Source organism: Vibrio sp. R15-SG3-ISO1A (assembly GCF_059833955.1).
Genome location: NZ_JCBDGH010000057.1, coordinates 62,398 through 87,605, shown reverse-complemented (window position 1 = coordinate 87,605; position 25,208 = coordinate 62,398). Strand labels below are relative to the sequence as shown.

Annotated in this window: 21 protein-coding genes and 1 tRNA gene; 14 read left to right on the top strand and 8 right to left on the bottom strand. The window is 48.6% G+C overall.

Translation table 11 applies throughout. From position 1 onward, the window contains the following. Window positions 1-127 precede the first annotated feature (127 nt). Window positions 128-577 carry a ferric iron uptake transcriptional regulator FcrX gene (fcrX, locus tag AC6R0L_RS08415; RefSeq protein WP_334555190.1) on the top strand — a complete coding sequence of 150 codons (450 nt, stop codon included), beginning with the start codon at window positions 128-130 and terminating at the stop codon, window positions 575-577. A 120-nt stretch (window positions 578-697) separates the two neighbouring features. Here the strand turns inward: fcrX and glnS are convergent, their stop codons facing one another. Both glnS and nagE read right to left on the bottom strand, forming a co-directional pair. Next, entirely contained in the window at window positions 698-2,368 is a 1,671-nt protein-coding gene (glnS, locus tag AC6R0L_RS08410) for a glutamine--tRNA ligase (protein WP_500628849.1), read from the bottom strand. Between the two features lie 269 nt (window positions 2,369-2,637). After that, window positions 2,638-4,125, bottom strand: a complete 1,488-nt coding sequence (nagE, locus tag AC6R0L_RS08405) for an N-acetylglucosamine-specific PTS transporter subunit IIBC (protein WP_487903173.1) — start codon at window positions 4,123-4,125, stop codon at window positions 2,638-2,640. A 516-nt stretch (window positions 4,126-4,641) separates the two neighbouring features. Here nagE and nagA point away from each other — a divergent pair. From nagA to asnB, 4 genes are all read left to right on the top strand, one after another. Beyond that, window positions 4,642-5,778, top strand: a complete 1,137-nt coding sequence (gene nagA, locus AC6R0L_RS08400) for an N-acetylglucosamine-6-phosphate deacetylase (RefSeq protein ID WP_500628848.1) — start codon at window positions 4,642-4,644, stop codon at window positions 5,776-5,778. A 2-nt stretch (window positions 5,779-5,780) separates the two neighbouring features. Further along, window positions 5,781-6,995, top strand: a complete 1,215-nt coding sequence (nagC, locus tag AC6R0L_RS08395; RefSeq protein ID WP_334555186.1) for a DNA-binding transcriptional regulator NagC — start codon at window positions 5,781-5,783, stop codon at window positions 6,993-6,995. Window positions 6,996-7,071: 76 nt separating this feature from the next. Next, on the top strand, window positions 7,072-8,661 hold the full coding sequence (locus tag AC6R0L_RS08390) for a cation:proton antiporter domain-containing protein (RefSeq protein WP_500628847.1): 1,590 nt from the start codon (window positions 7,072-7,074) through the stop codon (window positions 8,659-8,661). A 223-nt stretch (window positions 8,662-8,884) separates the two neighbouring features. Next, complete coding sequence (gene asnB, locus AC6R0L_RS08385; protein ID WP_487903170.1) at window positions 8,885-10,549, top strand: asparagine synthase B; 1,665 nt, start codon at window positions 8,885-8,887, stop codon at window positions 10,547-10,549. 104 nt (window positions 10,550-10,653) lie between these two features. On the opposite strand, the gene rfaH is transcribed toward asnB, so the two are convergent. Beyond that, window positions 10,654-11,145 carry a transcription/translation regulatory transformer protein RfaH gene (rfaH, locus tag AC6R0L_RS08380; RefSeq protein ID WP_500628873.1) on the bottom strand — a complete coding sequence of 164 codons (492 nt, stop codon included), beginning with the start codon at window positions 11,143-11,145 and terminating at the stop codon, window positions 10,654-10,656. Window positions 11,146-11,361: 216 nt separating this feature from the next. Between rfaH and AC6R0L_RS08375 the strand changes: the two genes are divergently transcribed. Further along, a complete protein-coding gene (locus tag AC6R0L_RS08375) occupies window positions 11,362-12,228 on the top strand; it encodes a TraB/GumN family protein (RefSeq protein ID WP_500628846.1) in 867 nt (288 codons plus the stop codon). A 204-nt stretch (window positions 12,229-12,432) separates the two neighbouring features. Here AC6R0L_RS08375 and AC6R0L_RS08370 read toward each other — a convergent pair. Then, a tRNA-Pro gene (locus tag AC6R0L_RS08370) sits at window positions 12,433-12,509 on the bottom strand. Window positions 12,510-12,747: 238 nt separating this feature from the next. Between AC6R0L_RS08370 and AC6R0L_RS08365 the strand changes: the two genes are divergently transcribed. The 3 genes from AC6R0L_RS08365 to rluF all read left to right on the top strand — a co-directional run bounded on the left by AC6R0L_RS08365 (window position 12,748) and on the right by rluF (window position 14,745). Further along, complete coding sequence (locus tag AC6R0L_RS08365) at window positions 12,748-12,888, top strand: DUF3149 domain-containing protein (protein ID WP_334555181.1); 141 nt, start codon at window positions 12,748-12,750, stop codon at window positions 12,886-12,888. A gap of 145 nt (window positions 12,889-13,033) precedes the next feature. Next, complete coding sequence (gene smrA / locus AC6R0L_RS08360; RefSeq protein WP_500626329.1) at window positions 13,034-13,615, top strand: DNA endonuclease SmrA; 582 nt, start codon at window positions 13,034-13,036, stop codon at window positions 13,613-13,615. Between the two features lie 122 nt (window positions 13,616-13,737). Then, window positions 13,738-14,745 carry a 23S rRNA pseudouridine(2604) synthase RluF gene (gene rluF / locus AC6R0L_RS08355; protein WP_500628845.1) on the top strand — a complete coding sequence of 336 codons (1,008 nt, stop codon included), beginning with the start codon at window positions 13,738-13,740 and terminating at the stop codon, window positions 14,743-14,745. 122 nt (window positions 14,746-14,867) lie between these two features. On the opposite strand, the gene upp is transcribed toward rluF, so the two are convergent. Beyond that, window positions 14,868-15,494, bottom strand: coding sequence for a uracil phosphoribosyltransferase (gene upp / locus AC6R0L_RS08350; protein ID WP_500626327.1), 627 nt, complete (start codon window positions 15,492-15,494; stop codon window positions 14,868-14,870). A 177-nt stretch (window positions 15,495-15,671) separates the two neighbouring features. Between upp and purM the strand changes: the two genes are divergently transcribed. The 4 genes from purM to AC6R0L_RS08330 all read left to right on the top strand — a co-directional run bounded on the left by purM (window position 15,672) and on the right by AC6R0L_RS08330 (window position 17,946). Then, complete coding sequence (gene purM, locus AC6R0L_RS08345) at window positions 15,672-16,712, top strand: phosphoribosylformylglycinamidine cyclo-ligase (protein WP_500628844.1); 1,041 nt, start codon at window positions 15,672-15,674, stop codon at window positions 16,710-16,712. Window positions 16,713-16,714: 2 nt separating this feature from the next. Continuing rightward, window positions 16,715-17,356 (top strand): phosphoribosylglycinamide formyltransferase, encoded by a 642-nt coding sequence (gene purN, locus AC6R0L_RS08340; RefSeq protein WP_487903165.1) that lies wholly within the window; start codon window positions 16,715-16,717, stop codon window positions 17,354-17,356. 192 nt (window positions 17,357-17,548) lie between these two features. Further along, window positions 17,549-17,755: a YaeP family protein gene (locus AC6R0L_RS08335; RefSeq protein ID WP_334555175.1), complete on the top strand. Its 207-nt coding sequence runs from the start codon at window positions 17,549-17,551 to the stop codon at window positions 17,753-17,755. Continuing rightward, entirely contained in the window at window positions 17,755-17,946 is a 192-nt protein-coding gene (locus AC6R0L_RS08330) for a DUF4250 domain-containing protein (protein ID WP_500628872.1), read from the top strand. Before AC6R0L_RS08335 ends, AC6R0L_RS08330 begins: the two co-directional genes overlap by 1 nt. A 96-nt stretch (window positions 17,947-18,042) precedes the next feature. On the opposite strand, the gene AC6R0L_RS08325 is transcribed toward AC6R0L_RS08330, so the two are convergent. Together AC6R0L_RS08325 and purL are read right to left on the bottom strand one after the other, a co-directional pair. Further along, window positions 18,043-18,258 (bottom strand): DUF3622 domain-containing protein, encoded by a 216-nt coding sequence (locus AC6R0L_RS08325; RefSeq protein ID WP_500628843.1) that lies wholly within the window; start codon window positions 18,256-18,258, stop codon window positions 18,043-18,045. A gap of 173 nt (window positions 18,259-18,431) precedes the next feature. Further along, entirely contained in the window at window positions 18,432-22,325 is a 3,894-nt protein-coding gene (gene purL / locus AC6R0L_RS08320; protein WP_500628842.1) for a phosphoribosylformylglycinamidine synthase, read from the bottom strand. A 371-nt stretch (window positions 22,326-22,696) separates the two neighbouring features. On the opposite strand from purL, the gene mltF reads away from it, so the two are divergent. Next, window positions 22,697-24,238: a membrane-bound lytic murein transglycosylase MltF gene (gene mltF, locus AC6R0L_RS08315; protein WP_500628841.1), complete on the top strand. Its 1,542-nt coding sequence runs from the start codon at window positions 22,697-22,699 to the stop codon at window positions 24,236-24,238. Window positions 24,239-24,613: 375 nt separating this feature from the next. On the opposite strand, the gene tadA is transcribed toward mltF, so the two are convergent. Continuing rightward, window positions 24,614-25,141, bottom strand: coding sequence for a tRNA adenosine(34) deaminase TadA (gene tadA, locus AC6R0L_RS08310; RefSeq protein WP_500628840.1), 528 nt, complete (start codon window positions 25,139-25,141; stop codon window positions 24,614-24,616). Window positions 25,142-25,208 lie beyond the last annotated feature (67 nt).

Sequence of the window (25,208 nt, the reverse complement as noted above, 5' to 3'; positions counted from 1 at the left end):
GTTCGCTAGTTTATGATAAAACATGAGTAACCCTTTGAGATTCGGGTTTATTGTTATTAACGAGTACCCTATAATGATTGGAATATTGGATTCTGTTTAATGCCGCAGAACATCAACAGGAAAGTATATGTCAGATAACAACCAAGCGCTGAAGGATGCCGGTCTTAAAGTCACTCTTCCGCGACTCAAAATTTTAGAAGTATTACAGCAACCAGACTGCGCGCACATCAGTGCTGAAGATTTGTACAAGAAACTCATCGATCTGGGTGAAGAAATCGGTCTGGCTACTGTTTACCGCGTTTTAAACCAATTTGATGATGCTGGCATTGTGACCCGTCACCACTTTGAAGGTGGAAAATCAGTCTTCGAACTGAGCACTCAACACCATCACGACCACTTAGTGTGTCTAGACTGTGGTGAAGTGATTGAATTTTCAGACGAAATCATCGAAGAGCGTCAACGAGAGATCGCCTCTCTGTACAATGTCCAGCTGACCAACCACAGCTTGTACCTATACGGTAAGTGTGGCGATGGCAGTTGTAAAGACAACCCTGACGCGCACAAACCTAAAAAATAACAGTAGATCAGTGCTAAAGCTAACTAGGCACTGTCTCTTTTCTGCTGATTAAAAAAATGCCAGTCATCAAGACTGGCATTTTTTATCGCTCACTGGCGACTCTAATAGGATTCGTTGCGCTTACTGAGCTTCAATCTTAGCCCAAGTATCACGCAAGCCAACGGTACGGTTAAAGACCAACGACTCAGGCTTAGAGTCTTTCGCGTCCGCGCAGAAATAGCCCATACGCTCGAACTGGTAACCTTTCTCCGCTTCAGCGTTGGCTAGGCTTGGCTCAACAAACCCATTCATCACCATCAGTGAATCAGGATTGATCGTCTCAGCAAAGTTGTCCGCTGCGGCTGGATTTGGCACAGTAAACAAGCGATCGTAAAGGCGAATTTCAGCCGGTAAGCCCTTATCTGCTGAGACCCAATGAATCACACCTTTCACTTTACGGCCATCCTCAGGATTTTTGCCGAGTGTTTGGTCATCGTAGCTGCAGTAGATGGTGGTGATATTACCTTGCTCGTCTTTCTCGATACGCTCAGCCTTAATGACGTAAGCACCGCGAAGACGCACTTCTTTACCAAGAACTAAACGCTTGTACTTTTTGTTGGCTTCTTCACGGAAGTCTTCACGCTCAATCCAAACCTCACGAGTAAACGGCACTTGGCGCTCACCCATCTCAGGCTTGTTAGGGTGGTTGGCGGCCGTTAATGTCTCTACGCGCTCTGCGTCAAAGTTTTCGATAACCACTTTAACAGGGTCCAGTACCGCCATCGCACGTGGTGCGTTTTCGTTCAGGTCATCACGAATACAAGACTCAAGCGAGCTCATTTCGATCATGTTGTCTTGTTTGGTCACACCAATGCGCTTACAAAACTCACGAATGGAGCCCGGCGTGAATCCTCGGCGACGCAAACCAGAGATGGTTGGCATACGAGGATCATCCCAGCCGCTCACCAACTTCTCTGTCACTAATTGACTTAGCTTACGCTTAGACATGACTGTGTATTCAAGATTCAGACGGCTGAACTCATACTGGTGTGGCTGACAGTCAATCGTGATGTTCTCTAGCACCCAGTCGTACAGACGTCGGTTATCTTGGAACTCCAACGTACACAAAGAGTGAGTGATCCCTTCAAGGGCATCAGAGATACAGTGTGTGAAGTCGTACATTGGGTAAATGCACCACTTGTCACCGGTCTGGTGGTGAGTCGCAAATCGAACGCGGTAAAGCACAGGATCACGCATCACCATAAACGACGAGGCCATGTCGATTTTGGCGCGTAGACAAGCCGTTCCCTCTTCAAAACCACCCGCACGCATTTTTTCAAATAGCGCGAGGTTCTCTTCAACACTGCGGTCACGATATGGGCTAGGTTTGCCCGGTTGAGTCAAGGTACCACGGTACTCACGAATCTGCTCAGGACTTAGCTCTTCAACATACGCTAAGCCTTTGTTAATTAATTCAACCGCGTACTCGTACAGCTTGTCAAAGTAGTTGGATGAGTAACAAACCTCACCATCCCACTCAAAGCCTAACCAGCTCACATCATTCTTAATCGACTCAACGTATTCGACGTCTTCTTTTTCTGGGTTCGTGTCATCAAAACGCAGATTACACTTGCCCTGATAGTCTTGAGCAATACCAAAGTTTAAGCAAATTGACTTAGCGTGACCGATATGAAGGTAGCCGTTTGGCTCCGGCGGAAAACGAGTATGCACGCTAGTGTGTTTACCATCCGCTAAATCTTTATCAATGATTTGGCGAATGAAATTCGATGGACGAGCTTCAGCTTCACTCATCTATAGCACCTCAATTGTTTTAGTATTGTTCAGAAAAAGTTCTCTAAAGGGAAAAGTCCTTTAGGGCATATAGCGGGTAATGATCCACAATTCTAAGCGGATACACAACAAGAACAGGTCTTTTCTTGAGAAATAATGAGTGTTGATAAACGATGCCCGATAAAGCGCGCAGTTTTCAACCAACATAGCCCGGCCCAAACGAGATTCTGGGCCGTAAAAGAAAGAGCCTCCCAATTGGGAGGCTCCGTTTTAATCGTCTTTAGACTCGATTAAGAAGGCAGTTGTACTGGCGTCAAATCTTCATCGGCTGGAATGTTTTTCATTTCGCCGGCAATGATTTCCGCAAGTGGGCCAAGGATAACTTGAAGGTTGTTCGCGCCAAGTTTAACCACACCCATTGCACCTAGGTTCTTCAGCACTTTCTCATCAACAATGCTGGTATCTTTGATAGTCAGACGTAGACGAGTGATACAAGCGTCGATGTTAGTTAGGTTCTCATGGCCACCTAGCGCTTTTAGGTACTGTTTAGCCAACTCAGATGAGTTCTCAGAACCTGAAACTTCAGTAGCTTCGTCGTCTTCACGACCTGGCGTTTTTAGACCAAACTTCAGAATAACGGTGCGGAATACTGCGTAGTAGAGGCCGAAGAACACAAGACCTTGTACAATCAGCATGTACCACTTAACCGCAAGTGGGTTACGCGTTGATAGTACCATATCCACTAGACCAGCCGAGAAGCCGAAGCCTGCAATCCACTCCATTGATGCAGCGATGTAAACAGAGATACCTGTTAGCAACGCGTGCAATACGTACAGTAGCGGCGCTAGGAACATGAATGAGAACTCTAGAGGCTCAGTCACACCTGTGAAGAAAGAAGCAAAGCCTGCTGCGATCATGATAGACGCGACTTTTTCTTTGTTCTTCGCTTTAGACGTGTGGTAAATAGCTAGCGCTGCACCAGGTAGACCAAACATCATGATGGGGAAGAAGCCCGCTTGGTACATACCCGTTACACCTGGGATTGCCGTACCTTCAGCGATGGATTTCGCACCACCTAGGAAGTTAGGAATATCGTTGATGCCCGCCACGTCGAACCAGAATACTGAGTTCAATGCGTGGTGTAGACCGACAGGGATAAGTAGACGGTTAAAGAATGCGTAGATACCAGCACCGACTTCGCCCAGACCTTGGATACCTTCACCAAAGCTCACTAGACCGCCGTATACTGATGGCCATACGTACATCAATACGAACGATAGGAAGATACCTGCGAACGATGTCATGATAGGTACAAGACGCTTACCGGAGAAGAACGCGAGCGCTTTGTGTAGCTCAACATGTGAGAAGCGGTTGTAGATTTCTGCCGAAATGATACCCACTAGGATACCCACGAACTGGTTTTGAATACGACCGAATGCCGCAGGGACTTCGCTTGCATCAATACCTTGGATTTGAGCAACGGCACCTGGAGAAAGCAGTTTCGTCACTACGTACATCATGACGAGACCAGCCAGAGCAGCCGCACCGTCTTTGTCTTTAGATAAACCGTAAGCCACGCCCACAGCAAATAGCCATGACATGTTGTCGATAATAGCGGCACCAGCCTGAATCAAGAAACCAGCAAGTGCGCTGTTTGCGCCCCAACCGTTTGGATCGATCCAGTATCCAACACCCATGAGTATTGCTGCAGCAGGTAGCGTGGCGACAGGCACCATTAACGCTTTACCTACTTTTTGGAAATAACCAAGAATATTCACCTTAAGTTCCCCCTATAGGATTTTTAATTGGTCGAGTAACTTTTTTTAGTTGCTCAATTTAGTCCTTGTCAGTTTATGATATTAATTTTGCTCCGCAAATTAAAAGCTCATCATTTGTGATCATAATCACCAGATACAGGGGTATTTCGAGGTTTTTGCTAGCCAGATCATAAAACTTATTTTACAATGCGAATAAATGAGATTTATCGGCTAGTATCAGTGCATAAGTCAGAGGCGGAAATATAGTAAAAACTCATGGATAACATGATGTTATTACGACATTTAAAGAGAAAGACAAACAGAAACTCGCCCTGACACTGTCTTAGGACAGAATTCAAAACTGAACCAAGTCAGCGTAAAATGACGCTTCGGCTGGTAAAGATATTTCGCGATCTAATTGAAGTTTTCAAATAAAGTTGTCGGATCAATTCATTGCTCTTCAGTTTGATCTATAAAAGAATGAGAAATGTGACCCTAACTCGTTGACGGGTCTATACCTATAAGGATTTGCTGACCATGTATGCGCTAACCAACTGCAAACTCTACACCGGCAGTGACGTTCTAACGAACCACGCTGTGATTGTGAACCAAGGGCTCATTGAGGCAGTTTGCCCCGAAGACGCTCTGCCACAGACGATCAAAACCATCGACCTAAAAGGCGCAAACGTCAGTCCAGGTTTTATCGATCTGCAACTGAACGGGTGTGGCGGCGTAATGCTGAATGATGAAATCACAGCGCAGACTATGCAAATCATGCATCAAGCCAATTTAAAATCAGGCTGTACCAGTTACCTGCCGACTCTGATTACCTCTTCCGATGAAGACATGCGCGCCGCCGTCGCGGCGGCTCGCGAGTATCACGCTCAATATCAAAACCAATCGCTCGGTCTTCACCTTGAAGGGCCTTATCTCAACGTAGCGAAAAAAGGCATTCATAGTGTCGACTATATTCGCCCTTCCGATGACAGCATGATTGACTTTATGTGTGACAACGCCGATATCATCGCTAAAGTCACACTCGCGCCAGAGCACAATGACGCCGCTCATATTGAACGCTTAAGTGCAGCCGGCATCGTGGTCTCGATTGGTCACACCAATGCCACCTATGCACAAGCTCGTCAAAGCTTCGATTCAGGGGTGACGTTTGCCACTCACCTCTTTAATGCCATGACCCCAATGGTTGGCCGAGAGCCAGGGGTGGTCGGTGCGATTTATGACACGCCAGATGTTTACGCGGGTATCATTGCAGACGGTTTCCACGTCGATTACGCCAACATCCGAATTGCACACAAAATTAAGGGTGAAAAATTAGTATTAGTGACCGATGCCACAGCTCCTGCAGGCGCTGACATGGATTACTTTATTTTTGTAGGTAAGAAAGTATATTACCGGGATGGCAAGTGTGTAGATGAACATGGCACACTAGGCGGTTCAGCCTTAACCATGATTGAAGCAGTTCAAAACACGGTTGAGCACGTCGGTATCGCTCTGGACGAAGCCCTTCGCATGGCAACCCTTTACCCTGCGAAAGCAATCGGTGTAGACAATAAACTGGGTCGAATTAAAAAAGGCTTAGTGGCAAACCTCACCGTATTCGACCGCGACTTCAACGTCCAGGCGACGGTAGTAAACGGACAATACGAGCAGAATTGAGAATGAATGGCGGACAAATAGGTAACGTAGATCTAGTAAAGCAGCTCAACAGCGCAGCAGTGTATCGGCTGATTGACCAACAAGGGCCAATCTCTCGCATCCAGGTGGCCGATGTCAGTCAGCTCGCGCCCGCCAGTGTTACCAAAATCACCCGCCAACTCTTAGAACGTGGTTTGATTAAAGAAGTCGCTCAGCAAGCCTCAACCGGAGGACGCCGTGCGATTTCTCTTACCACAGAAGTGGAGCCCTTCCACTCTGTGGCTGTCCGTATCGGTCGAGACTATTTGCAGTTTAGCCTCTATGATCTCGGTGCTAAAGAGCTCGCAAGCGATTATCAAGAGTTTTATTACACCACCCAAGACGAACTGGCAGAAGGCTTGGAGTCTCAACTTAAAGCCTTTATTCAAAGTCAGCAAAGCCACATCAATCAGTTGATCGCCATCGGTATATCCTTGCCCGGTCTAGTCAATCCTGAAACCGGTGTGGTCGAGTACATGCCGAATATTTCGATCAACAACTTTACCCTAGCAGAGATGATTCGCGATCGTTTCCACGTCGAATGCTTTGTAGGTAACGATGTGAGAGGGATGGCGCTGGCGGAACACTACTTTGGCGCCAGCCAAGATTGCCAAGACTCAATTTTAGTCAGCGTACACAGAGGAACGGGCGCGGGAATCATCGTCAATGGGCAAGTGTTCCTTGGCTTCAACCGCAACGTTGGCGAAATTGGCCACATCCAAATCGATCCTCTCGGGGAGCAGTGCCAATGCGGGAACTTTGGCTGCCTCGAAACGGTGGCGGCAAACCCTGCCATTGTCGAGCGCGTCAACAAACTCATCAAACAAGGGTATGAGTCGACCTTAACCACACTCGACAGCATCACTATTGCGGATGTCTGTGAACACGCCAACTTAGGCGATGAGCTGGCGAAACAGAGCTTGGTTCGAGTCGGCAACCAGTTAGGTAAAGCGATCGCCATTACCATTAACTTGTTTAACCCGCAAAAAATCGTGATTGCCGGTCAAATCACCCAGTGTGAAGAGATCCTCTTCCCAGCCATTCGCCGCAATGTTGAAAATCAATCCCTCACGACCTTCCATAAAGATTTGCCTATCGTGGCCTCACAAATTGATAAGCAACCGACATTAGGCGCCTTTTCAATGATCAAGCGTGCTATGCTGAACGGTGTTTTGTTACAAAAATTGTTAGAAGATTAACGTCTTATCACTTGAAGTTAGATAGAATACCGGGCTACTAGACGTAGCCCGTTTTTATAGGATTATTTACACCGCTATGGAACTCGTACTGATCTCCGCCGCGTTTCTCGCCGGCTTTCTCGCGCTCAAGTGTAACCTGCCTCCCTTGGTAGGCTTTCTGCTGGCTGGTTTTGGCCTGCACGCCTTGGGGTTTGAATCGAATGACACCTTGGTGCTGCTGGCCGACCTGGGTGTCACGCTGCTGCTGTTTACCATCGGACTTAAGCTCGACATCAAAACCTTACTCTCCAAAGAAATTTGGGCCGGCGCGACACTGCACAATCTTCTGTCTACCGCAATTTTTTCTGTTGCGCTTTTTTGCTTTAAATTTCTTGGGATCAGTTCCCTGGCGAGCATGGAGGTGGAGCAAATTGTCCTGCTGAGCTTTGCACTCTCCTTTTCAAGTACCGTATTTGCAGTGAAATCATTGCAAGAGAAAGGGGAAATGAACGCGACCTATGGCACCTTGGCCATCGGTATGTTGATCATGCAAGATATCTTTGCCGTGGTGTTTCTCACCGCTTCAACCGGCAAGCTGCCTGAATGGTATGCGGTAGCACTATTTACCTTACCGCTGCTTCGCCCCCTATTCTATAAGGTTTTAGACTGGGTTGGCCACGGCGAAATGCTGGTTCTGTTCGGCATCTTCTTTGCGCTAGTGGTGGGCGCGGGGCTGTTCGAACTGGTGGGCATGAAGCCTGATTTAGGGGCGTTGATCTTGGGGATGCTACTGGCAGGTCATGCCAAAGCGTCTGAGTTAGCAAAGTCCCTATTTAACCTCAAAGAGCTGTTTTTGGTCTGCTTTTTCCTCAACATTGGTCTGTCTGAGCAGCCAACACTAGCCGGGTTTGCTCTAGCTATCCTCTTCTTGCTGTTGCTGCCGTTAAAAGGCGCGCTCTATTTCATTATCATCAACGCCTTTAAATTCCGCGTCCGCACTTCTCTACTCGCCTCGCTCTGTTTGTTTAACTTCAGTGAGTTCGGCCTTATCGTCGGCGGCCTTGCATTTAAAATGGGTTGGATGAGCGGTGATATCCTGGTGGCGCTTGCCCTTGCGGTCTCCATCTCTTTTGTGATTGCGGCACCTATCAACCGCTACGGCCATGCCCTCTATCAACGCTCAAGCCGCTGGCTCAAGGAGCACGCCGCAGAATCGCTGCATAGTCGAGACCAACGTATTAACCCGGGCCATGCTCAAGTGCTGATTTTAGGCATGGGTCGAATTGGTACCGGTGCCTATGATGAGATTCGAGCTCGTTACGGCAAGATCAGTCTGGGTATCGAGGTGCGTGAAGATGCCGCTCGCCAGCACAAAGCGCAAGGGCGTAACGTGATCGCCGGAGATGCAACCGACCCTGATTTTTGGGAGCGTATTTTAGACACTGCCAACGTCAAACTCGTGCTGCTGGCAATGCCGCATCACCAAGGAAATCAGATCGCGCTGCAACAGTTGCAACAACGCCACTTTAAAGGGCAGATCGCGGCAATTGCCGAGTATTCAGATCAATTGGATGCTCTCGTTGAGCAAGGCGTCGATGCCGCCTTTAACATATACAACGAAGCAGGTAGCGGTTTTGCGCGCCATGTGTGTGAGCAGCTAAAACCGCAATTTAGCCCTATCCGCTAGCGCCCTTGCTCGTCAAGGTGACAGGCTACCTCTCGAGGTAGCCTTTTTATTTTGAGCAAAAAACAGGCAAAACCTAGATCTCATTTATAATAATGCCCATTAAATTAGAAATTTTTTAACAGCAAAGCCTCTTTGATATTTTTTTTATCAATCTTGGTTGCATTTTTTAATCAGAATGGCAAATTGAAGTTAACAGATTAAACGAAATTCAAAGGGAAGTAGTATGTGTTCGATTTTTGGTATTTTAGATATAAAAAGTGATGCGTCCGCTTTGCGCCCTGTGGCGTTGGAAATGTCTAAAAAGCTGCGTCACCGTGGTCCAGACTGGTCCGGTATCTACTCATCAGATAACGCGATCCTTGCGCATGAGCGCTTGGCAATTGTCGGTCTGAACAGTGGGGCACAACCGCTCTACAGCCCAGATAAAAAACACATCCTTGCTGTCAATGGTGAAATCTACAACCACAAAGAAATTCGTGCTCGTTACGAAGGTAAATACGATTTTCAAACCGACTCTGACTGTGAAGTGATCCTCGCTCTTTACCAAGACATGGGAGCGGACCTACTGGAAGAGCTAAACGGTATTTTTGCCTTCGTTCTTTATGATGAAGAGAAAGATCAATACTTAGTTGGCCGAGATCACATCGGTATTATCCCGCTTTACCAAGGCTACGATGAGCACGGCAACTATTACGTTGCATCGGAAATGAAAGCTTTGGTGCCCGTTTGTCGCACCGTGAGTGAATTCCCACCGGGCAGTTACTACGGTAGCAGCGATGCAGAGCCTCAACGCTACTACATCCGCGATTGGAATGAATTTGCCGCCGTTGAAAACAACACCACCAGCAAAGAAGAGCTCACAGAAGCGCTAGAAGCCGCGGTTAAACGTCAGCTCATGACCGACGTGCCTTATGGCGTACTTTTGTCCGGAGGGCTAGATTCGTCCATCACCTCCGCCGTGGCGAAACGTTTTGCCGCCATGCGTATTGAAGATGATGAACAGTCTGAAGCTTGGTGGCCACAACTGCACTCGTTTGCGGTCGGCTTGGAAGGCGCGCCCGACCTCAAGGCAGCCCGTGAAGTAGCAGAGCAAATTGGGACCGTTCACCATGAGATGACCTACACCATCCAAGAAGGGCTTGATGCGATTCGTGATGTGATTTACCACATTGAGACTTACGATGTGACCACGATACGTGCGTCAACCCCGATGTTCTTAATGGGACGTAAGATCAAAGCTATGGGAATTAAAATGGTGCTCTCGGGCGAAGGAGCCGATGAGATTTTCGGCGGATACCTCTACTTCCATAAAGCCCCCAACGCGAAAGAGTTCCATGAAGAGACCGTGCGCAAGTTGCTCGCTCTGAACATGTTTGACTGTGCTCGCGCAAACAAGTCCCTTGCGGCTTGGGGTGTGGAAGGTCGCGTGCCATTCTTGGACAAAGAGTTTATCGACGTCGCGATGCGTCTCAACCCGAAAGATAAAATGTGTGGTAACGGTAAGATGGAAAAACACATCTTGCGTGAGTGTTTCGAACACTACTTGCCAGAATCAATTGCATGGCGTCAGAAAGAGCAGTTCTCAGATGGCGTGGGTTACAGCTGGATCGATACGCTAAAAGCGGTAGCGGAAGAGAAAGTCACAGATCAGCAGATGGAAACCGCTGCGTTCCGTTTCCCGTACAACACGCCAACCACCAAAGAAGGCTACGTCTATCGCGAAATCTTTGAAGAGTTGTTCCCACTTCCTTCAGCAGCCGAGTGTGTACCTGGTGGTCCATCGGTGGCGTGTTCATCGGCAAAAGCGATTGAATGGGATGAGTCGTTCAAAAACTTCGCAGACCCATCAGGTCGCGCAGTGAAAAGTGTGCACAACGAAGCTTACTAAATCACGCTAGAGCGGTAATGACACCCTAGTGACAAAAAGGCTCCCCAGTGAAACTGGGGAGCCTTTTTTACCAATCGAACTCACTAAACTGGACATCTTGCTGACTAAACATCGAAATCTTGGTTGCCCACACTCACTTCCACGTGTTGATTGAGAAGCTTGACCAATAAAATCGATCGCAGCTCCCCATCTGATTCTTTAAAGATGGCCTCAACCCCAGCAAACGGGCCCGTTAACACCGACACAGGCTGCCCAGCTTTAGGGATCCCTTGGTTGTCTTGTGGCTGCATCGATTCCATCGACTTTAACCCTTCAATCAAATCTGGTGAAACCACTTGAGGCATTGCGCCCCTGCGGACAAAATCCACCACACCGCGCGTCGAGCGTATGGTGGTAAACGCCGGTCCCTGTTGTGGGTCAAAGCAGATAAATACATAACACGGGAAAAGGGGTTCTGGCTTGGTTTGTCGCTTACCTCGGCGAATCGCAGTTCGTGTGATCACGGGGTAATAACACTCAACCTTCTGATTTTCTAAATGCTGTTGAGCGCGTTCTTGTTCGCCACGTTTGCAATAAAGTAAGTACCACTGCTTCATCTTAGTTCGCCAATCTATCGTTTTGCGCCATCCTACCATTCTCGTGACCATGGGGGAATTCGTGAGCGTTTGTCATCACCTTAGTTCTGGGTTTTGTCTGTATGCTTTCGCCTCAGGGAACATGGTGTTGTGCTCTCTGCTCTCGATGAGCAAAATTATGCTATAACCTAGTCACAGTCCGAGCCAGTTGTTGGCCTTCCCACTAGGATACTTCGAATGCATAAATGGCTACTCTCTTGTGTTACTTTGTTCTGCTGCACTCTGCAAGCGGAGCCGCTCTATTGGCACGCCAGTAAAGGGGCGTTAGATTTTCATATCATTGGTTCGGTTCACGTCGGTGACGACAGTATGTACCCACTCCCGTCCCCTATCAGCGCAGCTCTCGAACATAGTGACGGATTGATCGTCGAAACCGATATCCACAACGGTCAAGCCGTCAGCTACCCGCAGCAGACGATCAGCAGCGCAGAGATCTTATCCGCCAAGCAAAAACAAGAGCTCTCTGGCATTGCCAATTTGCTGAGCCTCAATGAAGCGCAACTGCTTGCCTCGCCTCCTTGGGCTAGTGCGCTGACCATTCAGATGCGCCAAATTGAGTACCTCGGATTTCAAGCCAGTAAAGGCGTCGATGCCTACCTGCTGACCCAAGCGAACAATCTTAATGTTCCGGTGCTCTCTTTAGAAAGCATGCAATTTCAAATCGATATGCTGGCAAGCGATCCTGACGTAGGCCAAGAGATGTTGACAAGCATGATCGATGACTTTGATCACTCTGAACACATGGCAAAATGTTTAATCAAAAGTTGGATCTCGGGTGACCAAGCGCAGCTCGAAGAGTTTGCTCAGTTAACCAAGATGTCACCCGACTTTGAGCAAGCATTTTTAATTGACCGAAACCTCGACTGGGCCACCAAACTCAGCAGCCCAAACTGGCTACCCAATGCCAACGGCAGCTACGTGATTGTGGTGGGCGCATTGCACCTGGTCGGAAAGCACAACTTGATTGAACTGCTGCAAGCTCAAGGATTCGAGATTGAGCAACTCGCCCAAACCACCCCCGCAGGCTGTGAATTTAAGTATTAATGGAGTAAGAGGCGATAAATCTCTCGTCTAGACGTAAAAAAGCCCCGCTATCACTAGCGAGGCTTTAAGAAAGTGGTCGGTGAAGAGGGATTCGATCGGACTGGCGCTCCATCGGACCGGCGCACCAGCCCCACGACCCGTAATGCGTAGCATAGTTGTATAAACGTAAAAAGCCCCGCTATTGCTAGCGGGGCTTTAAGAAAATGGTCGGTGAAGAGGGATTCGAACCCCCGACCCTCTGGTCCCAAACCAGATGCGCTACCAAGCTGCGCTATTCACCGAGAACGGAGCCGTATATTACGGATTCTGTTTGCCAACGCAAGCCATTTCCCGCACTTTTTTCCAAATCCGCACTGTTTGACTAAAACGCGAGCAACGGGCCACAAAATGTGAGCAAACACACAGCAAGCAGAACAAAAACGCAACCTTCGGATAACACTTGATCTAGATCAGTGTTGAATTAATGACCAGCCATTACCTTAAATTCCGTCAACACACTTTGTATTTGGCGGAGGAACTATGGACTTTTGGCTTGATCTTCTCTTTGGTAATGCAGTAGGTCTATCTTCAATGATTGTCATCTTGGGTGCCTTTAGTCTCATGCTCTTTTACGGAGCTTTCTTCGTCTACAAGGTGATGAATGACAAATCTCCTCACTAGAATCGCTTAGCTCTATTCTCCGAATAGACATTCGCTATGCACCGAAGTAGACACACTGTTTACTTCGGTTTTTTATTTCTTACTGATCACAACAGGCTTACGTCAGTATAATAGCTATATTGATTGAATACTCTGAGATACCGTCATGTCTAACGACGACGATTTTGCACTGTTTCAGCAAATGATGGGAGACGTTAAACCCATCAAGCAAGACACCACTCAACACGTCAAAATACATCAGGTCACCCAAGCGCAGTTGGCTAAACGCGAAGCGGCTATGTGGCTCAGCGATGATGCTCCCGAGTACCTCTCCATTGACCATGCGCCGATGCTCAAACCCGAAGACATCATTGAGTACAAGCGCGATGGTGTACAAGATGGGGTCTTTCGTAAACTGCGCCTGGGTAAGTACCCACTTCAAGCAAGGTTAGATTTACACCGTAAGACGCTCAAACAAGCGCGTGACGAAGTGCTCACCTTTCTCAAACAGTGCATGCGCATGGATATTCGCACGGTGCTGATCATTCATGGTCGAGGCGAAAAATCCAATCCCCCCGCCATGATGAAAAGTTATCTTGCAAAGTGGCTATCACAAATCAATGACGTCCAATGTGTACACAGTGCACAGCGTTTTCACGGCGGCACGGGTGCGGTCTACGTCATGCTGAGAAAAAGTGCCGACAAGAAACAAGAGACTCGTGAGCGTCATCAAAAACGGCTCGGGTAAAACCATTTCCGATCGTTATGGTTGGTCTAAGATAGACAGAGTGATACACTCCCCGACCCCGATTTCGGATCCATCCACCACCACATCACGGGTTGCCGTTGTGAAACGTAAAGAGAATGCTCATGTCCCAAGATAGCGCGAAACGCCTTAACAAATTCATCAGTGAAACCGGCTTTTGTTCACGTCGAGAAGCAGACCGACTGATAGAGCAAGGTCGAGTCACCATTAATGGCCAAGTGCCGGAAATGGGCACCAAGGTGCTTCCCGGAGACGATGTTCAAGTCGATGGAAAACCTATCAGTGGTGCCACCGATAAACCGATTTATATCGCTTTAAATAAACCGACTGGCATCACCTGTACAACCGAGCGAGATGTACCGGGTAACATTGTTGACTTTATTGGCCACAAAAAGCGTATCTTCCCAATTGGTCGCTTAGATAAGCCGTCGGACGGGTTGATCTTTCTGACCAATGATGGCGATATCGTCAACAAAATTCTTCGTGCGGGTAACCATCACGAAAAAGAGTACGTCGTGCGTGTCGACAAGCCCATCACCGATGACTTTATTCATAGGATGAGCAGCGGCGTCCCGATTTTAGATACCGTCACGCTACCGTGCCGTGTCACCAAGGAAACCAAGTTTTCATTTCGAATCGTGCTGACACAAGGGTTGAACCGTCAAATACGCCGTATGTGTGAAGCGCTGGGATACGAAGTATTCAAGTTGCGCCGAGTTCGCATCATGAACATTACCTTGGATGGCATTCCTAACGGTCAATGGCGCTACTTGTCTGATCAAGAGGTTGAGACGATTCTCGCAATGTGTGAGGGCTCAAGCGGGACTGAAGAAGCCTCAAAGGTTGACAGCAAAGGGCGCAGAATTCGCCGCGCAACCGATGCAAAGCTCTTTGATAGTCGAGAAGAGAATCAAGAATCCAAAGCGCGACGCAATCAAAAGCCGCGAACGTTTAAAGGTCGCAATGCCGATGATCTTCGTCACGCGCCTAATTCGAAAAAGGGCCGAGCCCATCACCACAATCCGAACCAAAAGCCCGCCACCAAACACTCAGGCCCCACGACCAAACCGGCAAAACCACGCACCGGCGGCACGCTAAGTTTGAAGAAGTAACGCAGGCGAAGTATCCGTTCAGCGCTTTGCTGCAATGAAAAAGGAGCATCATTCAATGCTCCTTTTTAGTCTTTACAGGTCAGTCAACACACTAGCGTATAAAGTGACTTAGATATCAACGATTACTTAGTGCCGAAAATCTTGTCACCGGCATCACCAAGACCAGGGACAATGTAACCTTTATCGTTCAGTCTGCTGTCAATAGCAGCGGTGTATAGTTCCACATCTGGGTGCGCTTTTTCTAGAGCTTCGATGCCTTCTGGCGCAGCAACCAACACCAACACTTTGAATGACTGACAACCTTGCTCTTTAAGAAGGTCAATCGTCGCAATCATAGAGCCGCCGGTAGCAAGCATAGGGTCAACAACCAACGCGATACGCTCATCAATGTTTGACGCCAGTTTGTTGAAGTAAGGCACAGGCTCCAACGTCTCTTCGTCACGGTAAATACCCACCACACTGATGCGTGCACTAGGAATGTGCTCAAGCACGCCGTCCATCATACCTAGACCAGCACGAAGAATCGGTACAACGGTGACTTTCTTACCCTTGATTTGATCCACTTCTACCGGACCATTCCAACCGTCAATGGTTACTTTTTCTGTTTCAAAGTCTGCGGTCGCTTCATAGGTCAGCAAGCTGCCGACTTCTGTTGCAAGCTCGCGAAAACGCTTAGTGCTGATATCACCTTCTCGTAGAAGACCAATTTTGTGTTTCACAAGAGGGTGTTTAACTTCAACAACTTTCATTTCCATCTCCGGATCTATGGCAAATTTCAAATAAACTTGTCGATTATAAACGATTTCGTTCACAATTTCTTGTCGTAGCGCAAAAGAAAAAACTTGCGCAAACGTTTGCTATCTAGCTTTGACCACTGGTAGAATAGCGCCGTTTTCACATCCAACTTTCTAACCGAGGACTTCCCCGTGAGTGCTGATAACACTTCTCTTAGCTATAAAGATGCTGGCGTTGACATTGATGCAGGCAACGCACTTGTTGACCGTATTAAAGGTGCGGTAAAACGTACACGTCGCCCTGAAGTAATGGGTGGTATTGGTGGTTTTGGCGCGCTGTGCGAACTGCCAACCAAGTACAAGCATCCAGTTCTCGTCTCAGGGACAGACGGTGTGGGCACTAAGCTGCGCCTTGCTTTGGATATGAAAAAGCATGACACCATCGGTATTGACCTTGTGGCAATGTGTGTCAACGACCTGATTGTTCAAGGTGCAGAGCCGCTGTTCTTCTTGGATTACTACGCAACAGGTAAGTTGGATGTCGATACGGCAGCGGATGTTGTGTCAGGTATTGCAGACGGCTGTGTGCAAGCAGGTTGTGCACTGATCGGTGGTGAAACCGCAGAAATGCCAGGGATGTATGAAGGCGAAGACTATGACGTAGCAGGCTTTTGTGTTGGCGTCGTCGAAAAAGAAGACGTGATTGACGGCACGAAAGTCGCTGCTGGCGACGCGCTGATCGCGGTCGGTTCAAGCGGCCCACACTCAAACGGTTACTCACTCATTCGTAAGATTCTTGAAGTCTCTGGTGCTGACAAAAACGAACAGTTAGCTGACAAAACGATTGGTGAGCACCTACTCGAACCCACCAAAATTTACATCAAATCGGCACTCAAGATGATTGAGCAGCATGACATTCATGCCATCTCGCACATCACTGGTGGCGGTTTCTGGGAAAACATCCCTCGCGTACTGCCTGAAGGCACCAAAGCGGTGATCGATGGTAACAGCTGGGAATGGCCAATTATCTTCAAATGGCTACAAGAGAAAGGCAACGTCACACCCCACGAAATGTACCGCACATTTAACTGTGGTGTTGGTCTGATTGTCGCCCTACCTAAAGCACAAGCGGACGCAGCGGTTGAACTGTTGAAAGCCGAAGGCGAGAACGCTTGGGTAATTGGTGAGATTGCAACAGCGCAAGCAGGCGAAGAACAAGTAGAGATCAACTAAAGATGAAAAGCGTTGTTGTTTTAGTTTCAGGGAATGGTTCTAACTTGCAAGCGATTATTGATGCTTGTGAAACCAACATCGATAATGGCCGAGTAACCGCTGTTTTTTCAAACAAAGCAACCGCTTACGCTTTGGAACGTGCGAAAAAAGCCGGTGCTGGCGCACACTTTCTTGATCCAAGCTCATTCGATACTCGCGACGCCTTTGATCGCGAGTTGATGAAACAGATGGATGAATACAAGCCTGACGTTGTGGTTTTGGCAGGTTACATGCGCATTTTAAGTGGCGAGTTCGTTCGTCACTTTATGGGGCGAATGATCAACATCCACCCATCGCTGTTACCCAAATACCCAGGGCTCAACACTTACCAACGTGCCATTCACGCCGGTGACGAAGAGCATGGTACCAGTGTCCATTTTGTCACTGAGCAACTTGACGGCGGGCCTGTCATTTTACAGGCGAAAGTACCGATCTTTGATGAAGACACCGTCGAAACCCTCACCGAGCGTGTGCAAACGCAAGAGCACAAAATCTACCCTCTGGTCGTAAAGTGGATGGTGGAAGAGCGCCTCGTGATGAAAGATGGCAAAGAAGCCTACCTCGATGGCAAGCTGCTCGGCATGCATGGTTACGCCGAAGAGTAATCAAACCGTTTCAATCCAATTGGCGAGCGTTAATGCTCGCTTTTTTTTTCGCTGCGTTTCTCCCACCTCACCCTGTTGGTGAAAAAATCGACTAAGGCTTCACGAGTTTGCGCTAGCGCAACCGGGCGCTTTGAGTTTCCTCTCGTCCCTGTGTATATTTGAGAGCAGTTATCATTTGTTAAGGATACCAACATGCAAGTTTATCAGTGCTGTGACATGATTCGTGAGCTTTATGCCCAGATCGGTAGTGGCGATCAAGCCTATGTCCCACAAGCCATCACCTGCGCGCTCAAAGCGCTTAATGACATTGCAGCGGATGACGCGCTGCCTAAATCGGTACGAGAAAAAGCGGCCTTCGCAGCGGCCAATCTGCTGATTTCTGATTTTGAGGATGCATGATGAATTTGAGCAATTTTGCCAAGATGGATAGCGTGATGCTGATGAGCATCGTCAACATGAAATTGCGCGATGATTTTGCAGGGGATCTGGACAAGCTTGTAGCGTATTTCGATATTGACCGTGCTGCCCTTGAAGCAAAGCTTGCCAGCGCAGGATTTGAATACTTGCCTGAGGCGGGGCAGTTTCGTTAACGCGACCGCCTCTCTGCGAGCGCGAGATTGTTTTGGCTAGCGCTCAAAACAAACGTGCCTACACTCAGGTAGGCACAATAAGGTCGACAACAGTGATTACTTGGCTTTTTTACGCGCGTTGTGACCGGCTTGCGCTTTGGCGAATACCGCCAATTGCTCTTCACCCCAAGCTTGTGCAGCTTGTTCAGACTCAAACCCTGTTTCACTTTTTGAAACGTGAGTTTTACGTGATGTCACTTGGCGAGTGATTGTCGCACACCACTGTGACTCTTGTTGAGTAACACGCAACGCATATTTTTTGTTGGCATTCATAAATTGTTTCCTCAGACCAAGCGACCCTAATGATTGGGCCCTTCGCAAAAAAGTGCGCTATTAGAGCTTAAAAAAGCATCGCTGGCTAGTAGTTTTTTCGCTAAAAACACTTTTCGCTAAAAATAAAAAAGCGCAGCGAATTCACGCTACGCTTTTGACTAAATTAATCAGGCTTAGCCGATGTTCTTACGTGCGTTTTGGAACATACGCATCCAAGCACCGTTTTCACCCCAACCTTCTGGTGCCCATGAGTTGGCAACCGTGCGGAATACACGCTCAGGGTGTGGCATCATAATGGTCACACGACCATCTTGTGTAGTAAGACCGGTAATCGCATTTGGCGAACCGTTCGGGTTGTTCGGGTATTGCTGTGTTGGGTTACCGTGGTTATCAACGTAACGTACTGCAACCGTACCAGACGCTTCAATCGCCGCTAGGTGGTCCGCATCACGTACTTCAACGCGACCTTCGCCGTGAGAAACCGCGATAGGCATACGAGAGCCTGCCATACCATCAAAGAACACAGAATCCGATTTCTGTACTTCCACTAGGCTAAAGCGAGCTTCAAAACGCTCAGATTCGTTGCGAACAAAACGTGGCCACAAATCAGCGCCAGGGATCAGCTCTTTCAGGTTCGATAGCATCTGACAGCCGTTACACACACCAAGAGAGAAGGTATCGTCACGGTTGAAGAAGCTTTGGAACTGCTCACGCGCTTGTGGGTTGAATAGGATAGACTTCGCCCAACCTTCACCAGCACCTAGTACGTCACCGTAAGAGAAGCCGCCACACGCCACAAGACCTTGGTATTCATCCAACGCTGCCTGACCCGTTAGGATGTCGCTCATGTGGATGTCGGTCGCTTCAAAGCCAGCACGGTCAAATGCCGCTGCCATTTCAACGTGAGAGTTGACGCCCTGCTCACGCAAGATAGCCATTTTCGGCTTCGCACCTTTTGCGATGTAAGGCGCAGCAACATCTTCGTTGACATCAAAGCTTAGATTAACGTTCAGACCTGGATCAGAGTTGTCTTTCTTCGCTTCAAACTCTTGGTCAGCACAGGCAGGGTTGTCACGTAGACCTTGCATCTTATGTGTGGTCTCAGCCCAGATAGTGCGAAGTTCTGTACGAGAGCGCTCAAGGATAACCGTCTCACCCGCGGTGATAACAAAGTTATCTGTTGCTTCCACTGAACCAATAACGTGAGAAGATGCCTCTAGGCCGTTGGCTGCCAATACCGCTTTCACTGTGTCTAGGTCAACGTTCTTCACCTGAACAACCGCGCCTAGCTCTTCGTTAAATAGCGCGGCAAGTGCATCGTCGCCTAGGTTTGCGATGTCCGCTTTCACGCCACAGTGACCCGCAAAGGCCATCTCTGCCAAGGTCACGAACAGACCGCCATCCCCTTTATCGTGGTAAGCCACCAGCTTGTCATCACGAACTAGCGTTTGCATGGCGTCAAAGAAGCCTTTTAGCTGCTCTGCGTTATCCACGTCCGCAGGCTTATCACCCAGTTGTTTGTAAACCTGTGCCAGTGCTGTCGCGCCTAGACGGTTCTTACCGTTACCAAGGTCAACAAGAACCAGTGACGTCTCGCCTTTGTCAGTATGTAGCTGAGGCGTTACTGTCTTACGAACATCTTCAACACGACCAAATGCGGTGATCACCAATGAAAGTGGTGAGGTCACCTCTTTGCTTTCACCATTATCTTCCCATTTAGTCTTCATCGACATGGAATCTTTACCCACCGGGATAGTAAGACCTAGCGCTGGACATAGCTCTTCACCGACGGCTTTCACTGCTTCGTAAAGACCGGCATCTTCGCCTGGATGACCTGCTGGAGACATCCAGTTCGCTGACAGTTTGATGCGCTTGATATCACCGATATCTGTCGCTGCAATGTTTGTTAGAGACTCACCTACTGCTAGACGTGCTGATGCACCAAAGTCTAGAAGAGCCACTGGTGTGCGCTCACCCATAGACATCGCTTCACCGTGGTAAGAGTCGTAGCTTGCTGCGGTTACCGCGCAGTTTGCCACTGGAACCTGCCAAGGACCAACCATCTGGTCACGCGCAACAAGACCGGTTACCGAGCGGTCACCAATAGTGATCAGGAAGGTTTTCTCTGCCACTGTTGGTAGGCGTAGAACGCGATCAACCGCTTCGTTAATTTCGATGCCATCGCGATCAATCGCTGGGCTATCGACTTTAAGTGTTTTCGCATCACGGTGCATCTTCGGCGTTTTACCCAACAAGATGTCCATTGGCATATCGATTGGCGTGTTGTCGAAGTGAGAATCTTCTAGCGTTAGGTGACGCTCTTCAGTTGCGACACCGACCACCGCGTAAGGCGCACGTTCACGCTTACAGATCGCATCAAATACGTCCATGTTCTCTGGTGCTACTGCCATAACGTAACGCTCTTGAGACTCGTTACACCAGATCTCAAGTGGGCTCATGCTTAGCTCGTCATTTGGTACGTCGCGTAGCTGGAATAAACCACCACGTTCGCCATCATCACACAGCTCTGGTAGTGCATTTGAGATACCGCCTGCGCCCACATCGTGGATAAACGCGATTGGGTTGCTCTCACCAAGCTGCCAACAACGGTCGATCACTTCCTGACAGCGGCGTTCCATCTCTGGGTTTTCACGCTGTACAGAAGCAAAGTCAAGATCTTCCGCAGACTGACCTGACGCCATTGAAGAGGCCGCACCACCGCCAAGACCAATGTTCATCGCAGGACCACCCAGTACGATGAGTTTTGCACCCACAGGGATCTCTTTCTTCTGAACGTGCTCGTCACGGATATTACCCATACCACCAGCAATCATGATTGGCTTGTGGTAACCACGGATCTCTTCACCCGCGTGAGAGGTCACTTTCTCTTCGTAAGTACGGAAGTAACCCAGTAGATTTGGACGACCAAATTCGTTGTTGAATGCCGCACCACCAAGAGGGCCTTCTAGCATGATATCAAGGGCGTTGACGATACGACCTGGCTTACCAAAATCGGTTTCCCATGGCTGTTCAAAACCTGGAATACGTAGGTTAGAGGTAGTAAAACCAACCAGACCGGCTTTAGGCTTGCCGCCAATACCCGTTGCACCTTCGTCACGAATCTCACCACCAGAACCGGTAGACGCACCTGGCCAAGGCGAGATAGCGGTTGGGTGGTTGTGCGTCTCAACCTTCATTAGGATGTGAGCATCTTCGTGGTGGTAGGTGTATTGACGAGTGTCAGGATCTGGGAAGAAACGACCTACTTTTGAACCCGTCATGACTGCTGCGTTATCTTTGTAAGCAGACAAAACGTGATCAGGTGTCGTTTCAAAGGTGTTCTTGATCATCTTAAACAGCGACTTTTCTTGATCAACACCGTCGATCGTCCAGTCTGCGTTAAAGATTTTATGACGACAGTGCTCTGAGTTTGCTTGAGCAAACATCATCAGTTCGATGTCGTTCGGGTTGCGACCCAGTTTAGTAAAGTTTTCTACTAGGTAATCAATTTCATCTTCCGCCAGTGCCAAGCCCAAGGAAACGTTTGCTTCTTCAAGCGCAAGACGACCGCCCGCAAGAATATCAACGTGAGCAACAGGCTTAGGTTCAGCAACGCTAAACAGTGCAGAGGCAGCATCAAGCTGAGTAAATACGGATTCCATCATGCGGTCATGGATAAGTGCTTTCACCGCATCCACTTGTGCGTCGTTTAACGCGACCGATGATTCAATGTAGTATGCCGTACCACGCTCTAAACGCTTAACACTTGAAAGGCCGCAGTTATGCGCAATGTCGGTGGATTTAGAAGACCAAGGAGAGATGGTGCCCGGACGAGGAGTCACAAGCAACAAAAGACCTTCAGGTGCGTGCTCTTCGATCGTTGGGCCGTAGGTCAACAACTTTTCTAGCTTTGCTAGTTCAGCGTCAGACAGATCTGCGGTAAGGTCAGCAAAGTGCATAAACTCAGCGTAAATACCTGTCACAGGCAGGTCTTGTTCACGACAAAGTTCTACTAGTTTGTTAACACGAAACTCAGAAAGAGCTGGGGAGCCACGCAAAATTCTCATGTGCTTAGGTCTCTTATGCAATTGATTAAGATGATATTGGAATAAATTCAATACGTTATAAAAAACAGTTCAAACCTATGCCAATCGCACCTCTGCGTTTGCGAGCGCATTATATAGCAATTGGTTTTGTGATGTAACACCAAACGCAACCGTTTGCGTCATTTTTTTCATCGGCGTACCGCCAGCACAATCGCCGCAAAGCCTTTCTTTCCTGTCCCGTCCACAAGCTCACCCTGTACGGAAGAGCATGAGCCATCATGGCCTGTGAACATGATGTTTTTTTGAACTCTTCGGCTTCGCCGTCGATAGTTTCTTGCCTTGTGATGACACTTTGATATAAATGCCCTACTGGAAGTATGAGACTCTCTTTAATGAACAAGTATGACTTTAGCCCGCTGAAAGCCTTGTGCGCGCTGCTTTTTTCTGCGCTTTTTTTGACGGGATGCCAAATTGAATCTAAGCCGAAAAGCGAATTAGACCAAATTCGCGAACGTGGAGTGCTTCGCGTTGGCACCCTCAATAACCAGCTCTCCTATTATATTGGTCCTGATGGCCCGGCAGGCCTTGATTACGAAATCGCCCGTGAATTTGCCAACGAGCTTGGTGTGCAATTGGAGATGAAACCTGCCTATCGCATTTCGAGCCTCTACCCAGCGCTGGAAAAGGGTGAGATCGATATTATCGCGGCGGGCCTCAGTCAATCACCTGAGCGCATGAGCCGTTTTCGCCCTGCCCCCGCCTATTATTACGTCAGTCAACAACTGGTGTATCGCAAAGGGCAGTGGCGACCACGAAATCTAGAGCAGTTGATTGAGCGACAGGCCGAGCTCATTGAAGAGAACGACGGCAAGCCCGTTTTAAGTATTGTCAGTGACTCTCACTTCAATAAGACGTTAGGAGAGATTCAAATCGACTACCCGGAGTTTACCTATAAGGTCGACGCCAATGTCGATGTCAATGACCTGCTCAAGCAGGTCTCTGATGGTGAACTGCTATTTACCGTCGCAGACTCGGTCGAGATCTCGCTATCACAGCGGATTTATCCCGATGTGGCACTGGCGTTTGAGCTGACCGAAGATCAGCCCATCTCCTGGTTCTTACGACGCAGCCAAGACGAAAGCCTCTACGCCTTGCTGATCGAGTTCTTTGGTCATCTACAACAATCCGGGCATCTCGCCTCACTGGAAGAGAAATACATCGGCCATATCGACAGCTTTGATTACGTCGATACCCGCGCCTTTATCCGCGCGTTGGATTCCACGCTACCGACGTGGTCGCCACTGTTTAAGAAATACTCCGATGAGTTTGATTGGCGATTGGTCGCAGCACTGGCTTATCAAGAATCACACTGGAACCCTCGCGCCAAATCACCAACCGGGGTTCGTGGCATGATGATGCTGACGCTGCCGACAGCCAAAAGTGTGGGCGTGACCAACCGACTCGATCCAGAGCAATCGGTAAGAGGTGGCGTTGAGTATTTGCGGCGCATGGTGGCGCGCATTCCAGACACCATCGAAAGCCACGAGAAAATTTGGTTTGCGTTGGCGTCGTACAATGTCGGCTATGGTCATGTAATGGACGCCCGCCGCCTGACGAAAAAACAAGGCGGCAACCCCGATGCTTGGTCAGATGTCAAAGACAGACTGCCCCTGCTTCGCCTTAAGAAGTACTACAGTACCACTCGCTATGGCTACGCCCGGGGTGATGAAGCACGCAACTATGTGGAGAATATTCGTCGCTACTATCAGAGCATTATTGGTCACGTTGAACAGAAGGAGTCCAGCATTGAGGACTTGACCGTTGACGATCTGGTGGTGATCGAACTGCCAGACGAAGAAGAGCCGGAAGGCGAGGCCGTCATCGAACAAGAAATCGAAAGCGCCTCTTCCGCTGACAGCCATCTCGATCAATAATAAGCCGAGCACAGAGCTTAGCGTCGCGAACTCTCGCGCGCTAAGCCCATTTCTATCCTGTGCCTAATCACTCACGTAACATTCTTAAAACGGTAACATTGGACGGTTATAAGAATCGACACCTAGGACAAAGTTTCCTTAGGTGACACATGAGTGTCTGTCGTTAACATTAGCTAGGAGGTTGTTTTATGCGTCGACGTAAACTGCAGTCAAAACGCCTTAACAAGACTGTATCAGCGAATCGCCGAAAGCGAATGATCAGCAACAACAAGAAGAAAGTCATCGCACGTCACCGTGCATTTATGCAACTCATTTGTGCATAAACCCTACAGAGCAAACATCTTACTTAAGATGTTTGCTTAAAAACTCCCCCACCTACTCCATCGACTCTGACGCATCGTCATTTTTTAACGCTTGCTTGGCCGCTTTTTTCTCTTTTCTACGTCGGCGAAAAAAGGCCTGAAGCTGCTCTCGGCATTCCGACTCCAACAATCCATGCTCGACGTCTGCGTAATGGTACGCGGCTTGGTGTTCAAACAAGTTTAATACCGTACCTGCGGCCCCCGCTTTTAAGTCCGGTGCGCCAAACACAATCCGTTTAACGCGGCTGTGAAGCAGGGCTCCTGCACACATAGGGCAAGGCTCTAGTGTGACGTATAACGTGGTGTCTAATAAGCGGTAGTTGCCAAGCTGTTGCCCTGCTTGGCGCAACACTTGAATCTCCGCATGTGCGGTTGCATCGTGTTGACCAATCGACTGATTCCATCCTGTCGCGATAACCTTCCCCTCCTTGACCAGCACCGCGCCGACGGGGACTTCACCTTGCTGTTCAGCCAGTTTGGCTTGCTCCATCGCAAGACGCATAAAGAGTTCATCTTGGGGGGTAAATGTGTCGGTAGACAAAGGAGAATCCTCGATGGTAATTAAGAGGCTTGATCCTAGTGGTTTGTGGGTGAAATGGGAAGTGGGT